Genomic DNA, 17,221 nt, shown 5'->3' with positions numbered 1-17,221 from the left:
CGTGACGGTCCTGCCGACGATGCGTACCTTTGTACCTTCAACGAAACTAAAGAGCCGAGGTAAAGGGATCCGCGGTTAAAGGTGAACGCGAGGTTAACCGGCCATGGATAGTCCGTGACTTCTGGCCGGGCCGCATTGCGTTGGCCTGCCGCACGCCGTAAGGACACTTCCTGAACCACCGGCCACGGCGACGTGAACGGCCGGCCGCACGGCGCCGTCGTCGGCTCCGCAATAGACTGAGCCCATGGTGCGCTTGGGCGGTGTGAAGCCGATCGGCAGGGAAGCGAAGGAGCGCGCCACGACGGGCGTCATCCGCATGCGTGAATCGCTCATCCCCGCACTGCAGATGACGTTCTGCGCGGTGGGGGCGTACACGTTCGCCGAGCTCGTCCTGGGGCATGTGGGGCCGCTGTTCGCGGCGACGTCCTCGCTGATCGCTCTCGGTTTCGCCCGGGGCACGCGCTTGCGCCGTGTGCTGGAGGTCGGCCTCGGCTGCACGCTGGGCATCGCGGTGGGGGACGTCCTGCTGCACTGGCTCGGTTCGGGGATCTGGCAGGCCGCCGTCGTGCTGCTCTTCTCGATCCTCCTGGCGCGCTTCCTGGACAGTGGCGCCATCTTCGCCACACAGCTCGGCCTTCAGTCGCTGCTGGTGGTGCTGCTCCCGGCCCCCGCGGGCGGGCCGTTCACCCGGAGCCTCGACGCTGTGGTGGGCGGGGTGTTCGCCCTGCTCGTGACGTTCCTGACCCCCCGGGATCCGCGCGAGGAGCCACGGCTGCAATTGCGCTCGACGCTCCAGCAGACCTCCGAAGTGCTGCGCGAATGCGGGAAGAGCCTCCTCGACAATGACTCGACCCTGGCCTGGCACGCCCTGGTGCGCGCCCGGAACTGCCAGCCCGGTCTGGACGCCCTGCGGATGACCTTGCGGGCCTCCGGCGAGGTCACGACCATGTCCCCGCTGTACCGACGGCACCGGTCCGAGGTCTCCCAGCTCGGCGAGGCGGTCGAGTACCTCGATCTCGCCCTGCGCAACTGCCGGGTGTTCGCCCGGCGGCTGACCAGCGCCATCAACCACACCGCGCTGAGCGATGAGGCGACACAGAGCATCGCGGAGGTGCTGTTCGAGACTGCTGACGCGGTGGACCTCATGGCCGTGGGCTATGCGGGCGACGACGGCCGGGGCCGCGACTCCGCGCTGCGGGACGCGCAGCAGGACCTCGCGTCGATCGCCACGCGCCTGCATCCCCGCCTGCTGGGGGTGAGCCGCCTGGAGGGCGAGACGGTGGTCATGCTGTTCCGGCCGCTCATGGTGGATCTCCTGGAGACCGCGGGCGTGGAGGCCAAGGAGGCCCGGGACTACCTGCCGGATCTCTGACCCCGGGGTTTTCCACATCGGCAGCCCCGCGGCTTTGGTGTCAGTGCCCGCCGATAGGCTTGAGGGCATGGCAAGCAAGACCACCCGCGGCAGCAAGGCGCCGGGATACAAGTGCACCGAATGCGGCTGGACCACCATCAAGTGGGTGGGCCGCTGCGGTGAGTGCCAGGCGTGGGGCACGGTGGTGGAGACCGGCGCCACGGTCGCCCGCACGACGGCGGCCGCCACTGTCCTGGAGCCGGCGCTCCCGATCGCCTCGGTGGACGCCGCCGCGGCGGCGTTCCTGCCAACGGGCGTGAACGAGCTGGACCGGGTGCTCGGCGGCGGTCTCGTGCCGGGCGCCGTGATCCTGCTGGCCGGAGAGCCGGGCGTCGGCAAGTCGACCCTGCTCCTGGATGTCGCGGCGCGCTTCGCCCGCACGGGCCAGGACGTCCTCTACGTGACCGGCGAGGAGTCTGCCGCGCAGGTGAAGCTCCGCGCCGAGCGGATCGACGCCGTGGCGGACACCCTGTATCTCTCCGCCGAAACGGACCTCTCGCAGGCTCTGGGCCAGGTCGAACGCGTGGAGCCGCGGCTTCTTGTGGTGGACTCCGTGCAGACCCTGAGCAGTCCTGAGGTGGAAGGGTCCGCCGGCGGCGTCTCCCAGGTGCGCGAGGTGGCGGCGTCCCTCATCGCCGCGGCCAAGAAACGGAACATGACCACGCTCCTGGTGGGCCATGTGACCAAGGACGGCTCGATCGCCGGGCCGCGGCTGCTGGAACACCTCGTCGATGTGGTGTGCCAGTTCGAGGGCGAGCGTCACTCTCGGCTGCGGCTCATCCGCGCTGTGAAGAACCGCTACGGGCCCACTGACGAGGTGGGCTGTTTCGATCTGAACGAGGACGGCATCGAGGGTCTGGCGGACCCGAGCGGCCTCTTCGTCTCGCGGACCAAGGAGCCGGTGTCCGGGACCTGCATCACCGTGACCCTCGAGGGTCGGCGGCCTCTCGTGGCCGAGGTGCAGTCCCTCCTGGCCACGTCCCCCAACGCCCAGCCCCGCCGCGCGACGAGCGGCCTGGATTCCTCCCGGGTGTCGATGCTCCTGGCGGTGCTGCAGCAGCGGGCCGGCTGCCAGCTCCACAAGGACGACTCCTATGTGGCCACCGTGGGCGGCGTGAAACTCAGCGAACCCGCCACGGATCTGGCCGTCGCCCTCGCCGTGGCCTCCGCCAAGGCCGGCAAGGCACTGTCCAGCCGTCTGATCGCATTCGGCGAAGTGGGCCTGGCCGGGGAGGTCCGCCCCGTGCCCGGGATCAACAAACGCATCCAGGAGGCGAGCAGGCTCGGCTTCACGCACGCCATCGTGCCATCGAGCCCCAACGGACCGGGCCCGGTGCCGGACGGCTTCACGGTGAAGGAAGTGGAGCACCTGGCCCAGGCTCTGGAACTGCTGTTCCACGGGTGAGAGTGCGGGCGGGCATGTGACGGCGGGCTGAGCTCCGCCGCCCCGACGCCGTCGTCGTTGCGTGCTCAGTTGTTGCGGGTGTCAGGCCCCAGAACCCACAACAACTGAGCACGCAACGCGACGGAGACTTGATATGTCGGATATTTCCGACATATCATGACATCGTGCTTCCCGACGTCTTCGGCGCTCTCGCCAATCCCGCCCGGCGCAGGATGCTGGATGCCCTGCGCACGGGACCGCTCACGGCCGGCGAGCTCACCGGACTGCTCGCGCTGAGCCGGTCGGCCGCCTCGGAACACCTCGCCGTGCTGCGCGAGGCCGGCCTCGTCCGGGAGGAACGCCGAGGCAGGAACCGCGTCTATCACCTGAAGCCGGCAGGGCTGGCGCAGGCCGGCGACTGGCTCAAGCCGTACGAGCAGTACTGGAACCGTCGCCTCGACGTCCTGGGAGACCTCCTCGACGCCACCGCGTCCGCGGGAGGAGACCACTCACCACACCAGGACACCTCCGCACAGGACCCCCTTCCCCACCCCACAGAACGGACCGATGATGACTGAGAACCCCGAGAACGCCATCCGTCTCGAACGCCACTTCCCGCACCCGATCGAGCGCGTCTGGGAAGCCATCACGACGCCGGAGCTCCTCGCCCGCTGGTGGGCCGCGGGAGACATCGCGCCCGTCGTCGGGCACCGGTTCACGCTCGACATGGCCCACTGGGGCGAGCAGCGCTGCGAAGTCCTCGCCGTCGAGCCCGGCCGGGCCCTCACGATCCTCTTCGCCGAGGGAGTCCTCGACACCACGGTCACCTGGCGGCTGGAAAGCGTGGCGGACGGCACCGTGCTGCATTTCGAGCACGCGGGCTTCCGTCTGGACACTCCGGCAGGCCGTCAGGCACTCGACGGAATGGGCCACGGCTGGCCCGGGGTCCTCGGCAGGATCGAGACGGTGCTGAGCGAAACCGCGTGATCCGGAGAGCACCGGAGAGACCACTTTCCGTGCTCCCGACGCGAGGCTTCACGGGGCACTTTCCGGCGTCCTGATGCGGAATCCGGCCCCACAGGACCCTATGATGGTGTCAGCCGTGGAAGGTGCACTTTGCGTGCGCTGCGATGCAGATCGTCCAACGGCTCTTGGAGCCGGGCCGCAAGACCCCGGCCCGGACGCCTGAAGGGAACAGTCAGCATGGCCCGCACACCAGAAGAGACGCTCACGGCGACGCTGGCCCGCGTCGCGCCCGGCACCGCCCTGCGGGACGGCCTGGAGCGTATCCTCCGCGGACGCACCGGCGCGCTCATCGTGCTCGGCTCGGACCGCACGGTCGACTCCATCTGTTCCGGTGGCTTCGAGATCGGCATCGAGTTCTCCCCCACCCGTCTGCGGGAGCTCGCGAAGATGGACGGCGCGATCGTCTGCGACAAGGACGCCCGCCACATCGTCCGAGCCGGCGTCCAGCTCGTTCCGGATGCGAGCATTGAAACCACCGAGTCCGGCACCCGGCACCGCACCGCCGAGCGCGTCGCCAAGCAGACGGGCTTCCCGGTCATCTCGGTCAGCCAGTCGATGCAGATCATCGCCCTCTATGTGAACGGCCTCCGCCATGTGCTGGAGGGTTCCGAGAAGGTCTCCGCCCGCGCCAACCAGGCCCTCGCCACGCTGGAACGCTACCGCTCCCGCCTGGACCAGGTGACCGCGGCCCTCTCCTCCCTGGAGATCGAGGCCATGGTGACCGTGCGCGACGTCGCGGTCACGCTCCAGCGCCAGGAGATGGTGCGCCGGATCTCCGAGGAGATCTCCCAGCTCGTCCTGGAGCTCGGCCTGGACGGCCGCCTCCTCGCCCTGCAACTGGACGAGCTCACCGCGGGCCGCGGACCGGGCAGCGAGGTGATCCTGCGGGATTACGCCGGTTCGGACGCTTCCGCCGAGGACATCGAGCAGGCCGTCGCGGCGCTGCGTGAGCTGAGCGCGCAGGATCTCGTGGACCCTCACCGCATCGCGGCGATCATCGCCGGGGCGGGCGGCGAAGCGTCGCCGGACGCCGTCGTCGAGCCGCGCGGCTACCGGCTGCTCTCCGGGCTGAAGGCAGTGCCGGGCGCCGTCGCCGACCGCCTCGTGGAGCACTTCGGCGGGCTGCAGTACCTCATGGCCGCCACGATCGAAGACCTCATGCAGGTGGACGGCATCGGTGAGCAGCGTGCCCGAAGCGTCCGCGAAGGTCTGTCCCGCATGGCCGAATCGAGCCTGCTGGACCGCTACATCTAGACCCGGACAGGACCGGCAGGGCCCTAGCCGAGCTGGAAGATCGCCTTGTCGCTCGTGCGCTGTCCCAGGGTCGCCTGGAACACGTACGTGGCGCCGCCCGCGCCGGGCTTCGCCGTGATCAGCTGGCATCCCTCGACCGACCGGTTGCGCTGCCACACGAAGTTGGCGCTCTCGCTCTTACCGGGCGCCAGGGTCTTCTTCAGATCGTTCGGTTTGTCCATGCAGTCGCGGGAGTTGAAGATCCGGTCCTGGCCGCTGGAGATGAGGAACTCCATCTGCGATGTGCCGATGTTGATGGGACACGCGACGGCGCCCTCATTGGTGACCTTCAGAGTCAGCACCGGGTTCTCCTTGGGCCCGTAGGTCTTCTTGTCCGTGGTCGCGGTGACCTTGATGCGGCCCTCATCGCAGACGGGGGTCGCAGGTGCGGACGGACTGGCCGACGTCGCGGGTGGCGTGACCGCCGGCGTCTCGGTGCCGGTCGCCGCCACGGCGGGTCCGGCGGGACCCTTCATGAGCGACATGAGCCCGAAAACACCCCAGGCCACGAGCGCCAGGACCACGATCAATGCGCCGAGGACCACCACGCGCCGTCGCCGGTACACGGCGGGACTGACCTTCCGCCGCGTCCCCTTGCCTGTGCTCACACCCTGCCGTGCCATACCTCCAAGCCTACCCAGTGAGCCTGGGTGCACGCCGCCGGGCCGCTCCGGGAACGCGGGGGGCGATACAGTGGATTCCGCCATGACCACGTACCCCAGCGACAGCCTCAAGCGGAAGACCGCCCAGCTCATCGAGGACTGGTTCCTGGCCACCGGCCGCGACCTCCCGTGGCGGACCGCCCTCCCCCACTCCCTGGGATGCAGCCCGTGGGGCATCATGGTCAGCGAGTTCATGCTCCAGCAGACCCCCGTGGTGCGCGTGCTCCCCGTCTGGGAGGCGTGGATGAAACGCTGGCCGACGCCGGCCGACCTGGCGGCCGAGCCCGCCTCCGAAGCCGTCCGCGCCTGGGGCCGCCTCGGATACCCCCGCCGTGCGCAGCGGCTGCATGCGGCCGCCGTCGCGATCGTCGAGAAGCACGACGGCGCCGTGCCGGACACGCGCGAAGCCCTCCAGGCGCTCCCGGGCGTGGGCACGTACACCTCCGCGGCCATCGCCGCGTTCGCGTTCGGCCGGCGGGAGAGCGTCGTCGACACCAACATCCGCAGGGTCCATGCCCGCCTCTTCACCGGGTCCGCGCTACCGGCGCCGGCTTTCACGGCGGCGGAGGCCCGGCTCGCGGAGCAGCTCCTGCCCGAGGACCGTGCCGAGTCGGTCACATGGAACGCCGCCGTCATGGAGCTGGGCGCCCTGGTCTGCACCGCGCGGTCCCCGAAGTGCGAGGAGTGCCCCGTCGCCGCGGAGTGCGCGTGGCTCGCGGCCGGCCGCCCGGAGCCCGAGTACACACCGAAGGGCCAGTCCTGGCACGGCACCGACCGGCAGGTCCGCGGCGCGATGATGGCCGTCCTGCGGGAAGCCGGGGCGCCGGTGCCCCGTGAGCTCTTCCTGGCACGACCGGCAGGCTGGGACGCGGACCCGGCGTCGGTCGATCTCGCGTGGGGAGGCCCGGACGGCGTGTTCCGGAAGCTCGACGCGCTGCACCGTCTCCAGGCTCCGGCGGATCAGCTGGAACGCTGCCTGGCGGGCCTGCTCAAGGACCGGCTGGCCACCGAAAGCGACGCGGGCGTCACCCTTTAATCCGTCGACCTGACCCATCGACTGCTCCACAGGATGTCGTTTCTCCCCGAAAACGGCGGGAAACGGCATCCAATGGAGCAGTCGATGACGGGGGGACGAGGGGTCAGAGCTCTCCGAAACCCGTCCGGCACTGTTCAGCGATGAAATCCATGGCCCGGCGGGCGTCGGGGCCGCTCGCGCGCACATGCAGCACCGTTCCCCGGCCCGCGGCGAGGGTCATGAGCATCATGACGGACTGGCCGTCGGCGCCGTTGATGTCGACCTCCACGTCCAGGCCGCCCAGGTACCCTGCGAGCACCGCGGCGGGGCGGGCATGCAGGCCGAGCTGGTTCAGCACCTCGAAGTCCTCGACGATCGCGCCGCCCACGGAGACGGGTTCGCCGGCGTCATCCGCGACGGTGCGCGGACGCACGGGAGGCGCGGTGCTGTCGTCGATGCGGGCCTGCACCTGCTGCGCCAGCGCCGACTCGGCGGCGGCCTTCACCGCGGCCACTCCGGCGCCGCCCTGAGCGGCGACCGACGCTGCGACGAGGCCCTCGATGAGCGGGGCGTCGGCCAGCGAGACGTCCTGCGGCGTGCCCAGGAACTCCACGGCGCTCTCGGCCACCATGACGGCCGAGCCCAGATCGCACAGGATGACCACACCCTCGCCGGAGTTGGCCGCCTCGATCGCGGCCATCACCTTCTCCAGGCTGGTGCCCAGGCCGCCGTCGTCGGTGCCGCCGGCGGCCTCGAGGCGCACCGACGGGGCCATCTGGGCGGCCAGCTCACAGGCCCCCTCCGCGATCTTGGAGCTGTGGGAGACGACCACGATTCCGACAGTCATGGGACCCTTCCGGCGAAACGAGCGAGATGGACCTGGTCCCGAAGGGTGCCAGGGGGCGGCGCGCCGAGGCGGGCCGCAGGGTAGATTCTAGCCGTCCGGACAGGCTCCGGGACGGCTCCTGTCCAGGGATCGGACCGCCGGTGCGGCAGCTCACAGGGAGCGCCCACCGGGCGGGCCGGGGTCCGCTGACCAGCGAGGAGCGGTCAGGACGCCGCAGCCGCGGCATCCGCAGCGGCACGGAGCAGAAGAGCCGTCGACTGGGACCCGGGATCGCGATGCCCTGCGCTGCGTTCGCCCAGATAGCTGGCCCTGCCCTTCCGCGCCACGAGCGGCTCCGTGGCGGCGGCGCCCTCCTCGGCGGCGGTCGCGGCGCGGTCCAGGAGTTCGGCGGGGCTATCCCCCACAGCGGCCTCGGCAGCGTCGACGGCGGGCGTCCAGGCGTCGATCATGGTCTTGTCCCCGGGTTCGGCCTTGCCCCGTGCGACGATTCCGTCGCGGGCCGCCGCCAGGGCTGCCGCCAGGGCCGCAGAGTCGAGTTCCTCCGCGTCGCCCAGGGCCGTGGCCGCGCGCAGGAACGCCGTCCCGTAGAGCGGCCCCGCGGCGCCGCCCACCTTGGACATGAGGGACATGGCCAGCGACTTCAGGGCCGCCCCGGGAGTCGCCGGGGGCTGTTCCTCCAGCTTGGCCAGCGCCGCCGTGAACCCGCGGTCCATGTTCTCGCCATGATCGGCGTCCCCGATCGCCCGGTCGAGTTCGATGAGCGCCATCCGGTTCTCCGCGAGCACCGCGCCCGAGCGCCGCAGCCAGTCGAGGGCCCAGGAAAGGTCGAGCGTCTGCGCCATCGTCAGACCCCCCACCGGAGTGCCGCGGTGTGCACGGGAGCGTCCCAGAGTTCCACCAGCTCATCGTCCAGTTTCAGGACGGAGATCGAGCAGCCTTGCATCTCAAGTGCCGTGATGTAGTTGCCCACCAGGCTCCGCTGCACCTCGAGCCCCGCCTCCGCCAGGATCTGGGTGGCGGCCCGGAAGACGATGTAGAGCTCGCTCTGCGGTGTGCCGCCCATGCCGTTCACGAACAGCAGCACCTTCTGGCCCGCTGCGGCCTGGAGGTCCTCCAGGACCGGGGACAGCAGCCGTGCGGTGATGGCGTCCGCGTTCTCAAGCGGGATGCGGTGCCGGCCGGGCTCGCCGTGGATGCCGATGCCGATCTCGATCTCGTCCTCGGCCAGGTCGAAGCTCGGAACCCCGGCGTGCGGGACGGTGCAGGCACTGAGAGCGACGCCCATGGTGCGGACATTGCGGTTCACGCGGTTGGCGATCTCCTCGACGGCGTCCAGCGAGTCGCCCCGCTCCGCGGCGGCGCCGGCGATCTTCTCCACCAGCACCGTGCCGCCGACACCACGGCGGCCGGCGGTGTAGAGCGAGTCCTCGACCGCGACGTCGTCGTTCACCAGGACCGAGCGCACGTCCACGCCTTCGGCCTGGGCGAGTTCGGCGGCGGTCTCGAAGTTCAGCACGTCACCGGTGTAGTTCTTGACGATCTGCACGACGCCGGCGCCCGAGTTCGCGGCGAGGGTCGCCGGGAGGATCTGGTCGGGGGTGGGGCTGGTGAAGACGGCGCCCGGAACGGCGGCGTCCAGCATCCCGAGTCCGACGAACCCGGCATGCAGCGGTTCGTGCCCGCTGCCGCCTCCGGAGACCAGTCCCACCTTGCCGGCGACCGGCGCATCCTTGCGGGTGATGAAGAGCGGGTCCGCGGTCACGGTCACCAGATCGGGGTGGGCGAGACCGAATCCTTCGACGGCCTCCTCCACCACTGCGCGCGGGTCATTGATGAGCTTTTTCATGGGACTACCTGCCTTGTCTCGGAGCGCCTCTTTGTGACCCTACTACCAGCGCCCCGGGCACGGTAGAGGGACGGGCTGGAAGCGTCCTGGGGGTTGTCCGTGAAGCTCAGAGCCGGCGGATCATGCGGGTGTTGCCGAGGGTGTTGGGCTTGACCCGGGCGAGGTCCAGGAACTCGGCGACACCCTCATCATGGGAGCGCAGCAGCTCGGCGTAGACGGCCGGATCGACGGCACTCTGGTCCGCCATGACCTCGAATCCGTGGCGCTGGAAGAAGCCGACTTCGAAGGTCAGGCAGAACACGCGGCTGACACCGAGCGCGCGGGCCTCCTCCAGGAGGCGCTTGACCAGGGCGTGGCCCACTCCCCTGCCCCGCCAGCTGTCCGCGGCGGCGAGAGTGCGGATCTCCGCGAGGTCCTCCCACATGACGTGGAGGGCGCCGCAGCCGATCAGCTCACCCTCGGAGGATTCGGCGACGCGCAGTTCCTGGATGCCTTCGTAATAGGCGACCGTCTCCTTGGCCATGAGGATTCGTTCCTCAGCCAGCGGCGCCACGAGTCGCTTGATCCCCGGGACGTCGGAGGTGCGTGCGGGGCGGAGCGTGAAGTCGGCTGCTGGCATTCCTCCATCGTAGGGCTTGCCCCCGGCCCCGGTTGAACGTGCGACGCAGGGTGGACATCGCCGCACGCCGCCGTGCTTCCGGGCTGAGTCCGCTGCCGAGGCGCCGAGTCCGCTACATGATGTAGCGGACTCGCCCCGGCCGTAGCGGACTCACGGATGAGGAGGGATGCACATCCGGGCATGCGAAAGGCCGGCGACGGCGGGTCTCCCCTCCGTCGCCGGCCTTCAGTCATGCACGGTGCTCAGTCAGGCACGTCCTTCAGTCACACACGGTGCTGCGGGCCTCAGGCGGCGCCGCTGCCCAGCTCCCCGGCACTGCTGTCACCGTGGGCGCTCGGAGCGAGCTCCGGGACCGTGGGCTTGGCGGTGCCGGCGAAGGTGAACTTCGCCTCGTCGCCTTCGCCCTCGACGTCCACCAGGACGATGTCCCCGGCCTTGAGCTCCCCGAAGAGGATCTTCTCGCTGAGCTGGTCCTCGATCTCGCGCTGAATGGTCCGGCGGAGCGGACGGGCACCCATCGCGGGGTCGTAGCCACGGGTGGCCAGCAGGACCTTGGCGGCGGGCGTGAGCTCGATGCCCATGTCCCGGTCCTTCAGACGGTTCTCCAGGCGGTTCACGAACAGGTCGACGATCTCGATGATCTCGTCCTGCGTCAGCTGCGGGAACACCACGACGTCATCGACACGGTTCAGGAACTCGGGGCGGAAGTGCTGCTTGAGCTCCTCCGTGACCCGGGCCCGCATCCGGTCGTAGCCCGTCTTGGTGTCCGTGCCGGACTGGAAGCCCGTCATGACGCCCTTGGAGATGTCCCGGGTGCCGAGGTTCGTGGTCATGATGATCACGGTGTTCTTGAAGTCCACCACGCGGCCCTGGGAGTCGGTCAGTCGGCCGTCCTCCAGAATCTGCAGGAGCGAGTTGAAGAGATCGGCGTGAGCCTTCTCCACCTCGTCGAACAGCACCACGGAGAACGGACGGCGACGGACCTTCTCCGTCAGCTGGCCGCCCTCTTCGTAGCCCACGTATCCGGGAGGCGCTCCGAAGAGCCGCGACACGGTGTGCTTCTCCGAGTACTCGGACATGTCCAGCGTGATGAGGGCGTCCTCGTCGCCGAACAGGAACTCCGCGAGAGCCTTGGCCAGCTCGGTCTTTCCGACGCCGGTGGGGCCGGCGAAGATGAACGAGCCACCCGGGCGCTTCGGATCCTTGAGGCCGGCACGGGTGCGGCGGATGGCCTGGGACAGTGCCTTGATGGCGTCGTCCTGGCCCACCACACGCTTGTGCAGCTCGTCCTCCATCTTGAGCAGACGGCTGGACTCCTCCTGCGTCAGCTTGAAGACCGGGATGCCCGTGGAGTTGGCCAGCACTTCGGCGATGAGTTCCTCATCCACCTCGGCGATCTCGTCCGGACCGCCGTTGCGCCAGGCCTCTTCCTTCTCGTGACGCTCGGTCACGAGCTTCTGCTCACGGTCACGCAGTGCCGCGGCGCCCTCGAAGTCCTGGGCGTCGATGGCGGATTCCTTCTCCCGCTTGACCGCCTCGATGGCGACGTCCATCTCCTTGAGCTCGGCGGGAGGCGTCATGCGGCGGATGCGCAGACGGGCTCCGGCCTCGTCGATCAGGTCGATGGCCTTGTCCGGCAGGAAGCGGTCCGAGATGTACCGCTGCGCGAGCGTGGCGGCGGCCTCGAGGGCGCCGTCGGTGATGCTCACACGGTGGTGCGCCTCGTAGCGGTCGCGCAGCCCCTTCAGGATCTGGACGGCGTGTTCCACGCTCGGCTCCGCCACCTGGATGGGCTGGAAGCGGCGCTCGAGCGCGGCGTCCTTCTCGATGTGCTTGCGGTACTCGTCCAGCGTGGTGGCGCCGATGGTCTGGAGTTCACCACGGGCCAGCATCGGCTTCAGGATCGACGCGGCGTCGATCGCGCCCTCGGCGGCGCCCGCACCCACCAGGGTGTGGATCTCGTCGATGAACAGGATGATGTCGCCACGGGTGCGGATCTCCTTGAGCACCTTCTTCAGGCGCTCCTCGAAATCACCGCGGTACCGCGAGCCCGCCACCAGAGACCCGAGGTCCAGGGTGTAGAGCTGCTTGTTCTTGATGGTCTCCGGGACATCGCCGCGCACGATCGCCTGAGCGAGACCTTCGACGACGGCGGTCTTGCCGACGCCGGGCTCACCGATCAGGACCGGGTTGTTCTTGGTGCGGCGCGAGAGGACCTGCATGACGCGTTCCATCTCGTGCTCACGGCCGATGACCGGATCGAGCTTGTTCTCCCGCGCGGCCTGGGTCAGGTTGCGGCCGAACTGGTCCAGCACCACGGAACCGGCCGGGGTGCCTTCCTGCTGGCCCGAGCCCACGCCGGCACCGGCGGTCTCCTTGCCACCCTGGTAACCCGTCAGGAGCTGGTTGACCTGCTGGCGGACCTTGGAGAGGTCTGCGCCCAGCTTGACCAGGACCTGCGCGGCGACGCCTTCACCCTCGCGGATGAGACCCAGCAGGATGTGCTCGGTGCCGATGTAGTTGTGGCCGAGCTGGAGTGCCTCACGCAGAGACAGCTCCAGGACCTTCTTGGCACGCGGGGTGAAGGGAATGTGACCCGACGGCGCCTGCTGGCCCTGGCCGATGATCTCCTGGACCTGCTCGCGGACGCCGTCAAGCGAGATTCCCAGGGACTCGAGCGCTTTCGCGGCGATGCCGTCACCCTCGTGGATGAGGCCCAGCAGGATGTGCTCGGTCCCGATGTAATTGTGGTTGAGCAGCCGGGCTTCTTCCTGTGCAAGGACGACTACCCGGCGAGCTCTGTCCGTGAATCTCTCAAACATTTCGCCACACTCCTCAGATACGACGTAATTAGATGCTACGTGCGGACCAGCGGCTTGTGGGGCGTGTTCGCCAGAGGGGGAATCACCCCGACTTGCGCGGACACGGAGGAGGGTCTGGAAGAGGACACGGAAAAGGCCGGCCCCGGACTCTGAAGTCCAGGACCGGCCGCGAAGCCGTTGCCCCTGAGGTCAGCTGTTGGCCTTGTGGTACGCCTCGATGATGTCGGCGTGCACGCGGCCGCGGGAGCTGACCTTGTAGCCGTTCTCCTGAGCCCACTTGCGGATCTGGGCAGTGTCCTGCCCCTTCGCCGCGGCGCGCTTCGGAGTGCGGGTGGTGCTGGTCACCCGACGGGCGACAGTGATGTATTCCTCAAATGCGCCCCGGAACTTCTGAGCATTTTCAGCGGAGAGATCAATCTCATAGTTGTTTCCATCCAGCCCGAAGCGGATGGTTTCATCGGCTACGCCGCCGTCGACGTCGTCGACAAGAATGATTTTGACTCGCTGTGCCATGAACTATGGCTCCCATCGTGTGGTGGTTAAAGCAGGTCATACGACCCGTATTGGCTGCGCCCCCGCACTAAAGTATGGACGAATCAATTCAATGAGTCAATAATCCGGATTAGTCAGCACCCGAATTATTGGCGGAGCCGCCGGATTCACCGTTGTTATTCTTTGCCTTGGCGTCCCACTCTTCCTCCGCCTTGGCGAGCGCCTCACGCTCTGAACGGTCCGCATTCAGCAAAGCGCGGATGGCGAACCAGAACAGCAGGCCGACCACGAGGGACGGCAGAATAACGGCGATGTATTCCATATCAGTTCGCCTCTGGCTTGAGGAGGGGGAAGAGAATCGTCTCGCGGATTCCGGCGCCGGTGAAGAGCATCACCAGCCGGTCCACGCCGAGGCCGATGCCGCCCATGGGCGGAGCGCCGTATTCGAGGGCGCGCAGGAAATCCTCATCCAGCTGCATCGCCTCGTCGTCGCCGGCGGCGGCCAGACGGGACTGCTCCGTCAGACGCTCGCGCTGGATCACGGGGTCGATCAGCTCGGAGAAAGCGGTGCCGCGTTCCATGCCGCCGATGATCAGATCCCAGGCCTCGATCAGCCGGCCGTCCTCGCGGTGCGGGCGGGCGAGCGGCTGAGCCGACGGCGGGTAATCGTAGACGAAAGTCGGATTCAGCAGGGTCGGTTCCACGATCTCGCCGAAAAGCTCGACCACGAGTTTTTCCGCACCCCATGCCGGGTCGATCTTCACGTCGTGCTTTTCAGCGATCGCGCGCAGTTCTTCCTCGGTGGTGTCCGGGGTGATTTCCTGGCCGACGGCACTGGAGAGACCGGGATAGACACCGAGCCAGGCCCATTCCCCGCCGAGGTCGATTTCGCCGGCCTCGGTCTGGATCACACGGCCCGCGCCAATTGCGTCCGCGGCGTCCAGGATGATCTCTTTCATCCGCTCGGCCATCACGAATTGATCGGCCCACGCCTCATAGCATTCCAGAGTGGTGAATTCCGGGCTGTGCGTGGAATCGACACCCTCATTCCGGAAGACGCGTCCCATGTCGTAGACACGTTCGATCCCGCCCACCACGGCACGCTTCAAATAGAGTTCGGTGGCGATGCGCAGGGTCATCTTCTGGTCGAAGGCGTTGAGGTGGGTCTCGAACGGGCGGGCCGAGGCGCCGCCGTGGACCAGGTTGAGAATCGGGGTCTCGACCTCCACGTAGCCGTGGCGGTTGAGCGTCTCGCGGATGGACCGCGTGATGGAGGCCCGCGTGTAGACCATCTGGCGCGCTTCGTCGCGGACCAGGAGGTCGACGTACCGCTGGCGGACGCGGGTCTCCTCGTTCAGTCCGGCGTGCAGCACGGGCAGCGGGCGCAGGGCCTTGGAGGCCATCCGCCACGACTCTGCCATGATGGACAGCTCGCCACGGCGGGAGGAGATGACCTCGCCCTTGATGAAGACGTGGTCGCCCAGGTCGACGAGTGCCTTCCACTGGGCGAGAGCCTCCTCGCCCACCACGGCCAGGCTCAGCATGGCCTGGAGGCGGACGCCGTTGCCGTCCTGGAGGGTGGCGAAGCAGAGCTTGCCGGTGTTGCGCACGAAGACCACACGGCCCGTGACGCCCACGATGTCCCCGGTGGTCTCATCGGCCACCAGGTGGGCGTACTTCTCACGGATCTCGTCCAGGGAGTGAGTGCGTTCCACCCCCACCGGATAGGCCTCCATGCCGAGCTCGAGCAGCTTCTGGCGCTTCTCCTGGCGAACCCGCATCTGCTCGTTCGCGTCGGAGGCCTCGGAAAGGGGGGTGGGGTTTTCAGCAGTCACAGTCCCTTAGTTTACGTGACGCAGAGGGCACCCACCTGGACGCTAGCATGGGGTCGTGAAGTTCCGGAAGGTCCTGGAAGTTCCCCGCACCGAATCCATCGTCCGTGCCGGGGACGGGGCGGAGTTGGCGATGGACAGTTATGGCGAGGCGGACGCGGACCGGAGTCTCGTCGTCGTCGGCGGGGCGTTCCTCACCGCGGCGCTCTACCGGCCTTTCGCGCAGGCCTTCGTGACCGCCCTCGAATCCGAGGACGACGGCCGCAGCTGGTCCGTGCACGTCTACGACCGCCGCGGCCACGGGCAGTCCCCCGAGCAGGGCTCTGAGTACGGCATGGACCTGGAGATCGCGGACCTGGAGGCCGTACTGCGGCACACCGGGGCGAAGCACGTGCTGGGACACTCGCTCGGAGGGGCCGTCGTGCTCAACGCGGCACGGCACAGCGGCTCCGGGCTCGGCGTCTCCCGCCTCTCCGTCTACGACCCGGCCGTCAACATCGACGGCAGCACCCCCGTGGACTGGCTGCCCGCCTTCTCCCAGGCGGTGAACGACGGCGACGTCCCCCGCGCCATGGCCCGCATGCGGCGGGGCATGCTGCCGGGCACCGCCCTCTCCCGGGCGCCCGAACCGATCCTCGGCCTCCTCTTCGGCGCGCTCGGCCGGACCAAGGCCAACAAGGTGTTCGCGGAGCTCATGCCCGCCTCCGTCGGGGAGCTGAAAGCGGCCCTGGAAGAGGAGGCGCACGCCGAGGACTTCGCCGGCATCGCGCAGGAGTGCTGCATCTTCTACGGTGCCCGCAGCCCTGAGTACTTCAAGCAGACGGCGCGCCTCCTCCACGGCTCCGTGCCGGGCCCGCTGCGCCAGGTGCCGCGTTGCGTGCACGGGTCCGTCCCGGCCGTCGGTAAGCGGCTCGTCACCGCCCTCGCCGAGTTCCACGTGCACGGCGCCCGCGAGGAACAGCACCGTGGTCGGAAGCGGAAGTCGCCGCAGCGCGGGCCGGCGGAGGCCGCCGCCTGACGGGTTCATGACTCGTCCAGACTGCTCCGCTAGGCTCGTGTCATGAAGCGTGAGTTGGTGCGCACCGCTGACGGTGCCGAGCTGGAACTGAACACCTACGCCGGAGGCGAGGACTCCTCGGGCCCGGGCGTCGTCGTGGTGATCGGTTCGCTGGTCACCGCCGCCGATTACGCCAAGTTCGCCAAGGCCCTCTCCGAGGCGCTGAAGCGGCCGGTCCACGTGCTCAACCGCCGCGGTCAGGGCAAATCGACCCCGCAGACCGACTCGTACTCCCTCGAGCAGGACGTCGAGGATCTGAAAGTCGTGCTGGAGCACACCGGCACCCGGGACCTCTTCGGTCACAGCTTCGGCGGGGCCCTCGTGCTGCACGCGGCCCGCAGCATCCCCGTGGACCACCTGGCCGTCTACGACCCGGCCGTCTCGATCGACGGCAGCGTCCAGGCTCCGTGGATCGGCGAGTACGAGGCCGCCCGTGCCGGCGGCGACACCGAGAAGGCCCTGGCGATCGTGATGCGCGGCCTGGAACCGCACGGCGCCCTGTCCCGCATGCCGCTGCACATGCTGACGCTCGGCAACAAGCTGACCGCCACCACCGGCTTCGGCAAGGAGATGCGCGAACAGCTCCCCAACGGCGTCCGCGAGATCAAGGCGATGATCGCCGCCGACATGTCCGCCGAGCCGTTCCTGGAACTGCCGCTCGAGACTCTCATCATGGTCGGCGAGAAGAGCCCGGCGTACTTCGGGGTGGCCTGCGGCCGTCTGCACGAGGTCCTGTCCGGCTCCGCGTACAGCGTGATCCCCGGCCTCGGCCACGACGGCGTGAACCGCGCCCCCGCCCGCCTCATCGAGCCCCTCGCGGAGTTCTTCGCGGGCTGACGCCCGCTCCCGCCCGACTTGTTAAACGGACCGGCCGTGGGCCCCCCCCGGGGGGCCCCGCCCGGGCCGGGGCCCGCC

The 17,221-nt window shown here is 68.8% G+C and carries 17 protein-coding genes; 8 read left to right on the top strand and 9 right to left on the bottom strand.

What is annotated here, in order from left to right:
* Positions 1-244: 244 nt before the first annotated feature.
* From AB6732_RS14190 to disA, 5 genes are all read left to right on the top strand, one after another.
* Positions 245-1,372, top strand: coding sequence for an aromatic acid exporter family protein (locus AB6732_RS14190; protein ID WP_066213259.1), 1,128 nt, complete (start codon positions 245-247; stop codon positions 1,370-1,372).
* 67 nt (positions 1,373-1,439) lie between these two features.
* Positions 1,440-2,816 carry a DNA repair protein RadA gene (gene radA, locus AB6732_RS14185; RefSeq protein ID WP_307498573.1) on the top strand — a complete coding sequence of 459 codons (1,377 nt, stop codon included), beginning with the start codon at positions 1,440-1,442 and terminating at the stop codon, positions 2,814-2,816.
* 164 nt (positions 2,817-2,980) lie between these two features.
* Positions 2,981-3,373, top strand: coding sequence for an ArsR/SmtB family transcription factor (locus AB6732_RS14180; RefSeq protein ID WP_370960551.1), 393 nt, complete (start codon positions 2,981-2,983; stop codon positions 3,371-3,373).
* Positions 3,366-3,782, top strand: a complete 417-nt coding sequence (locus AB6732_RS14175) for an SRPBCC domain-containing protein (protein WP_370960550.1) — start codon at positions 3,366-3,368, stop codon at positions 3,780-3,782. Before AB6732_RS14180 ends, AB6732_RS14175 begins: the two co-directional genes overlap by 8 nt.
* 216 nt (positions 3,783-3,998) lie before the next feature.
* Positions 3,999-5,075: a DNA integrity scanning diadenylate cyclase DisA gene (gene disA, locus AB6732_RS14170; protein WP_066213272.1), complete on the top strand. Its 1,077-nt coding sequence runs from the start codon at positions 3,999-4,001 to the stop codon at positions 5,073-5,075.
* A gap of 23 nt (positions 5,076-5,098) precedes the next feature.
* On the opposite strand, the gene AB6732_RS14165 is transcribed toward disA, so the two are convergent.
* Complete coding sequence (locus AB6732_RS14165; protein ID WP_370960549.1) at positions 5,099-5,737, bottom strand: hypothetical protein; 639 nt, start codon at positions 5,735-5,737, stop codon at positions 5,099-5,101.
* 82 nt (positions 5,738-5,819) lie between these two features.
* Between AB6732_RS14165 and AB6732_RS14160 the strand changes: the two genes are divergently transcribed.
* Entirely contained in the window at positions 5,820-6,812 is a 993-nt protein-coding gene (locus AB6732_RS14160; protein ID WP_370960548.1) for an A/G-specific adenine glycosylase, read from the top strand.
* Between the two features lie 103 nt (positions 6,813-6,915).
* On the opposite strand, the gene dhaM is transcribed toward AB6732_RS14160, so the two are convergent.
* The 8 genes from dhaM to lysS all read right to left on the bottom strand — a co-directional run bounded on the left by dhaM (position 6,916) and on the right by lysS (position 15,198).
* Complete coding sequence (gene dhaM / locus AB6732_RS14155; RefSeq protein ID WP_370960547.1) at positions 6,916-7,638, bottom strand: dihydroxyacetone kinase phosphoryl donor subunit DhaM; 723 nt, start codon at positions 7,636-7,638, stop codon at positions 6,916-6,918.
* 203 nt (positions 7,639-7,841) lie between these two features.
* On the bottom strand, positions 7,842-8,480 hold the full coding sequence (gene dhaL, locus AB6732_RS14150) for a dihydroxyacetone kinase subunit DhaL (RefSeq protein ID WP_370960546.1): 639 nt from the start codon (positions 8,478-8,480) through the stop codon (positions 7,842-7,844).
* A gap of 2 nt (positions 8,481-8,482) precedes the next feature.
* Complete coding sequence (gene dhaK / locus AB6732_RS14145; protein ID WP_370960545.1) at positions 8,483-9,484, bottom strand: dihydroxyacetone kinase subunit DhaK; 1,002 nt, start codon at positions 9,482-9,484, stop codon at positions 8,483-8,485.
* Positions 9,485-9,590: 106 nt separating this feature from the next.
* Positions 9,591-10,103: an amino-acid N-acetyltransferase gene (locus AB6732_RS14140; RefSeq protein ID WP_370960544.1), complete on the bottom strand. Its 513-nt coding sequence runs from the start codon at positions 10,101-10,103 to the stop codon at positions 9,591-9,593.
* A gap of 284 nt (positions 10,104-10,387) precedes the next feature.
* Positions 10,388-12,925, bottom strand: coding sequence for an ATP-dependent Clp protease ATP-binding subunit (locus tag AB6732_RS14135; RefSeq protein ID WP_370960543.1), 2,538 nt, complete (start codon positions 12,923-12,925; stop codon positions 10,388-10,390).
* 189 nt (positions 12,926-13,114) lie between these two features.
* Positions 13,115-13,438, bottom strand: coding sequence for an Lsr2 family protein (locus tag AB6732_RS14130; RefSeq protein WP_066213296.1), 324 nt, complete (start codon positions 13,436-13,438; stop codon positions 13,115-13,117).
* A 109-nt stretch (positions 13,439-13,547) separates the two neighbouring features.
* On the bottom strand, positions 13,548-13,739 hold the full coding sequence (locus AB6732_RS14125) for a hypothetical protein (protein WP_370960542.1): 192 nt from the start codon (positions 13,737-13,739) through the stop codon (positions 13,548-13,550).
* Position 13,740: 1 nt separating this feature from the next.
* Entirely contained in the window at positions 13,741-15,198 is a 1,458-nt protein-coding gene (gene lysS / locus AB6732_RS14120) for a lysine--tRNA ligase (protein ID WP_370960591.1), read from the bottom strand.
* Positions 15,199-15,307: 109 nt separating this feature from the next.
* On the opposite strand from lysS, the gene AB6732_RS14115 reads away from it, so the two are divergent.
* A complete protein-coding gene (locus tag AB6732_RS14115; protein ID WP_370960541.1) occupies positions 15,308-16,267 on the top strand; it encodes an alpha/beta fold hydrolase in 960 nt (319 codons plus the stop codon).
* 42 nt (positions 16,268-16,309) lie between these two features.
* The gene (locus AB6732_RS14110) at positions 16,310-17,143 is read left to right on the top strand and encodes an alpha/beta fold hydrolase (RefSeq protein ID WP_370960540.1); all 834 of its coding nucleotides are present in this window, start codon (positions 16,310-16,312) and stop codon (positions 17,141-17,143) included.
* The last annotated feature ends 78 nt before the right edge of the window (positions 17,144-17,221 follow it).

The organism is Arthrobacter sp. RCC_34, from assembly GCF_041360795.1.
Lineage (GTDB): Bacteria > Actinomycetota > Actinomycetes > Actinomycetales > Micrococcaceae > Arthrobacter_E.
Note: the sequence above shows the minus strand (reverse complement) of the source record. Positions and strands in the feature narration are given on the sequence as shown.

Bases quoted from the DNA above. Each gene is read 5' to 3' on its own strand.
- AB6732_RS14190 (WP_066213259.1), top strand. From the start codon at position 245: ATGGTGCGCTTGGGCGGTGTGAAGCCGATCGGCAGGGAAGCGAAGGAG.
- radA (WP_307498573.1), top strand. From the start codon at position 1,440: ATGGCAAGCAAGACCACCCGCGGCAGCAAGGCGCCGGGATACAAGTGC.
- AB6732_RS14175 (WP_370960550.1), top strand. From the start codon at position 3,366: ATGACTGAGAACCCCGAGAACGCCATCCGTCTCGAACGCCACTTCCCG.
- disA (WP_066213272.1), top strand. From the start codon at position 3,999: ATGGCCCGCACACCAGAAGAGACGCTCACGGCGACGCTGGCCCGCGTC.
- AB6732_RS14165 (WP_370960549.1), bottom strand. From the start codon at position 5,737: ATGGCACGGCAGGGTGTGAGCACAGGCAAGGGGACGCGGCGGAAGGTC.
- AB6732_RS14160 (WP_370960548.1), top strand. From the start codon at position 5,820: ATGACCACGTACCCCAGCGACAGCCTCAAGCGGAAGACCGCCCAGCTC.
- dhaM (WP_370960547.1), bottom strand. From the start codon at position 7,638: ATGACTGTCGGAATCGTGGTCGTCTCCCACAGCTCCAAGATCGCGGAG.
- dhaL (WP_370960546.1), bottom strand. From the start codon at position 8,480: ATGGCGCAGACGCTCGACCTTTCCTGGGCCCTCGACTGGCTGCGGCGC.
- dhaK (WP_370960545.1), bottom strand. From the start codon at position 9,484: ATGAAAAAGCTCATCAATGACCCGCGCGCAGTGGTGGAGGAGGCCGTC.
- AB6732_RS14140 (WP_370960544.1), bottom strand. From the start codon at position 10,103: ATGCCAGCAGCCGACTTCACGCTCCGCCCCGCACGCACCTCCGACGTC.
- AB6732_RS14135 (WP_370960543.1), bottom strand. From the start codon at position 12,925: ATGTTTGAGAGATTCACGGACAGAGCTCGCCGGGTAGTCGTCCTTGCA.
- AB6732_RS14130 (WP_066213296.1), bottom strand. From the start codon at position 13,438: ATGGCACAGCGAGTCAAAATCATTCTTGTCGACGACGTCGACGGCGGC.
- AB6732_RS14125 (WP_370960542.1), bottom strand. From the start codon at position 13,739: ATGGAATACATCGCCGTTATTCTGCCGTCCCTCGTGGTCGGCCTGCTG.
- lysS (WP_370960591.1), bottom strand. From the start codon at position 15,198: ATGCGGGTTCGCCAGGAGAAGCGCCAGAAGCTGCTCGAGCTCGGCATG.
- AB6732_RS14110 (WP_370960540.1), top strand. From the start codon at position 16,310: ATGAAGCGTGAGTTGGTGCGCACCGCTGACGGTGCCGAGCTGGAACTG.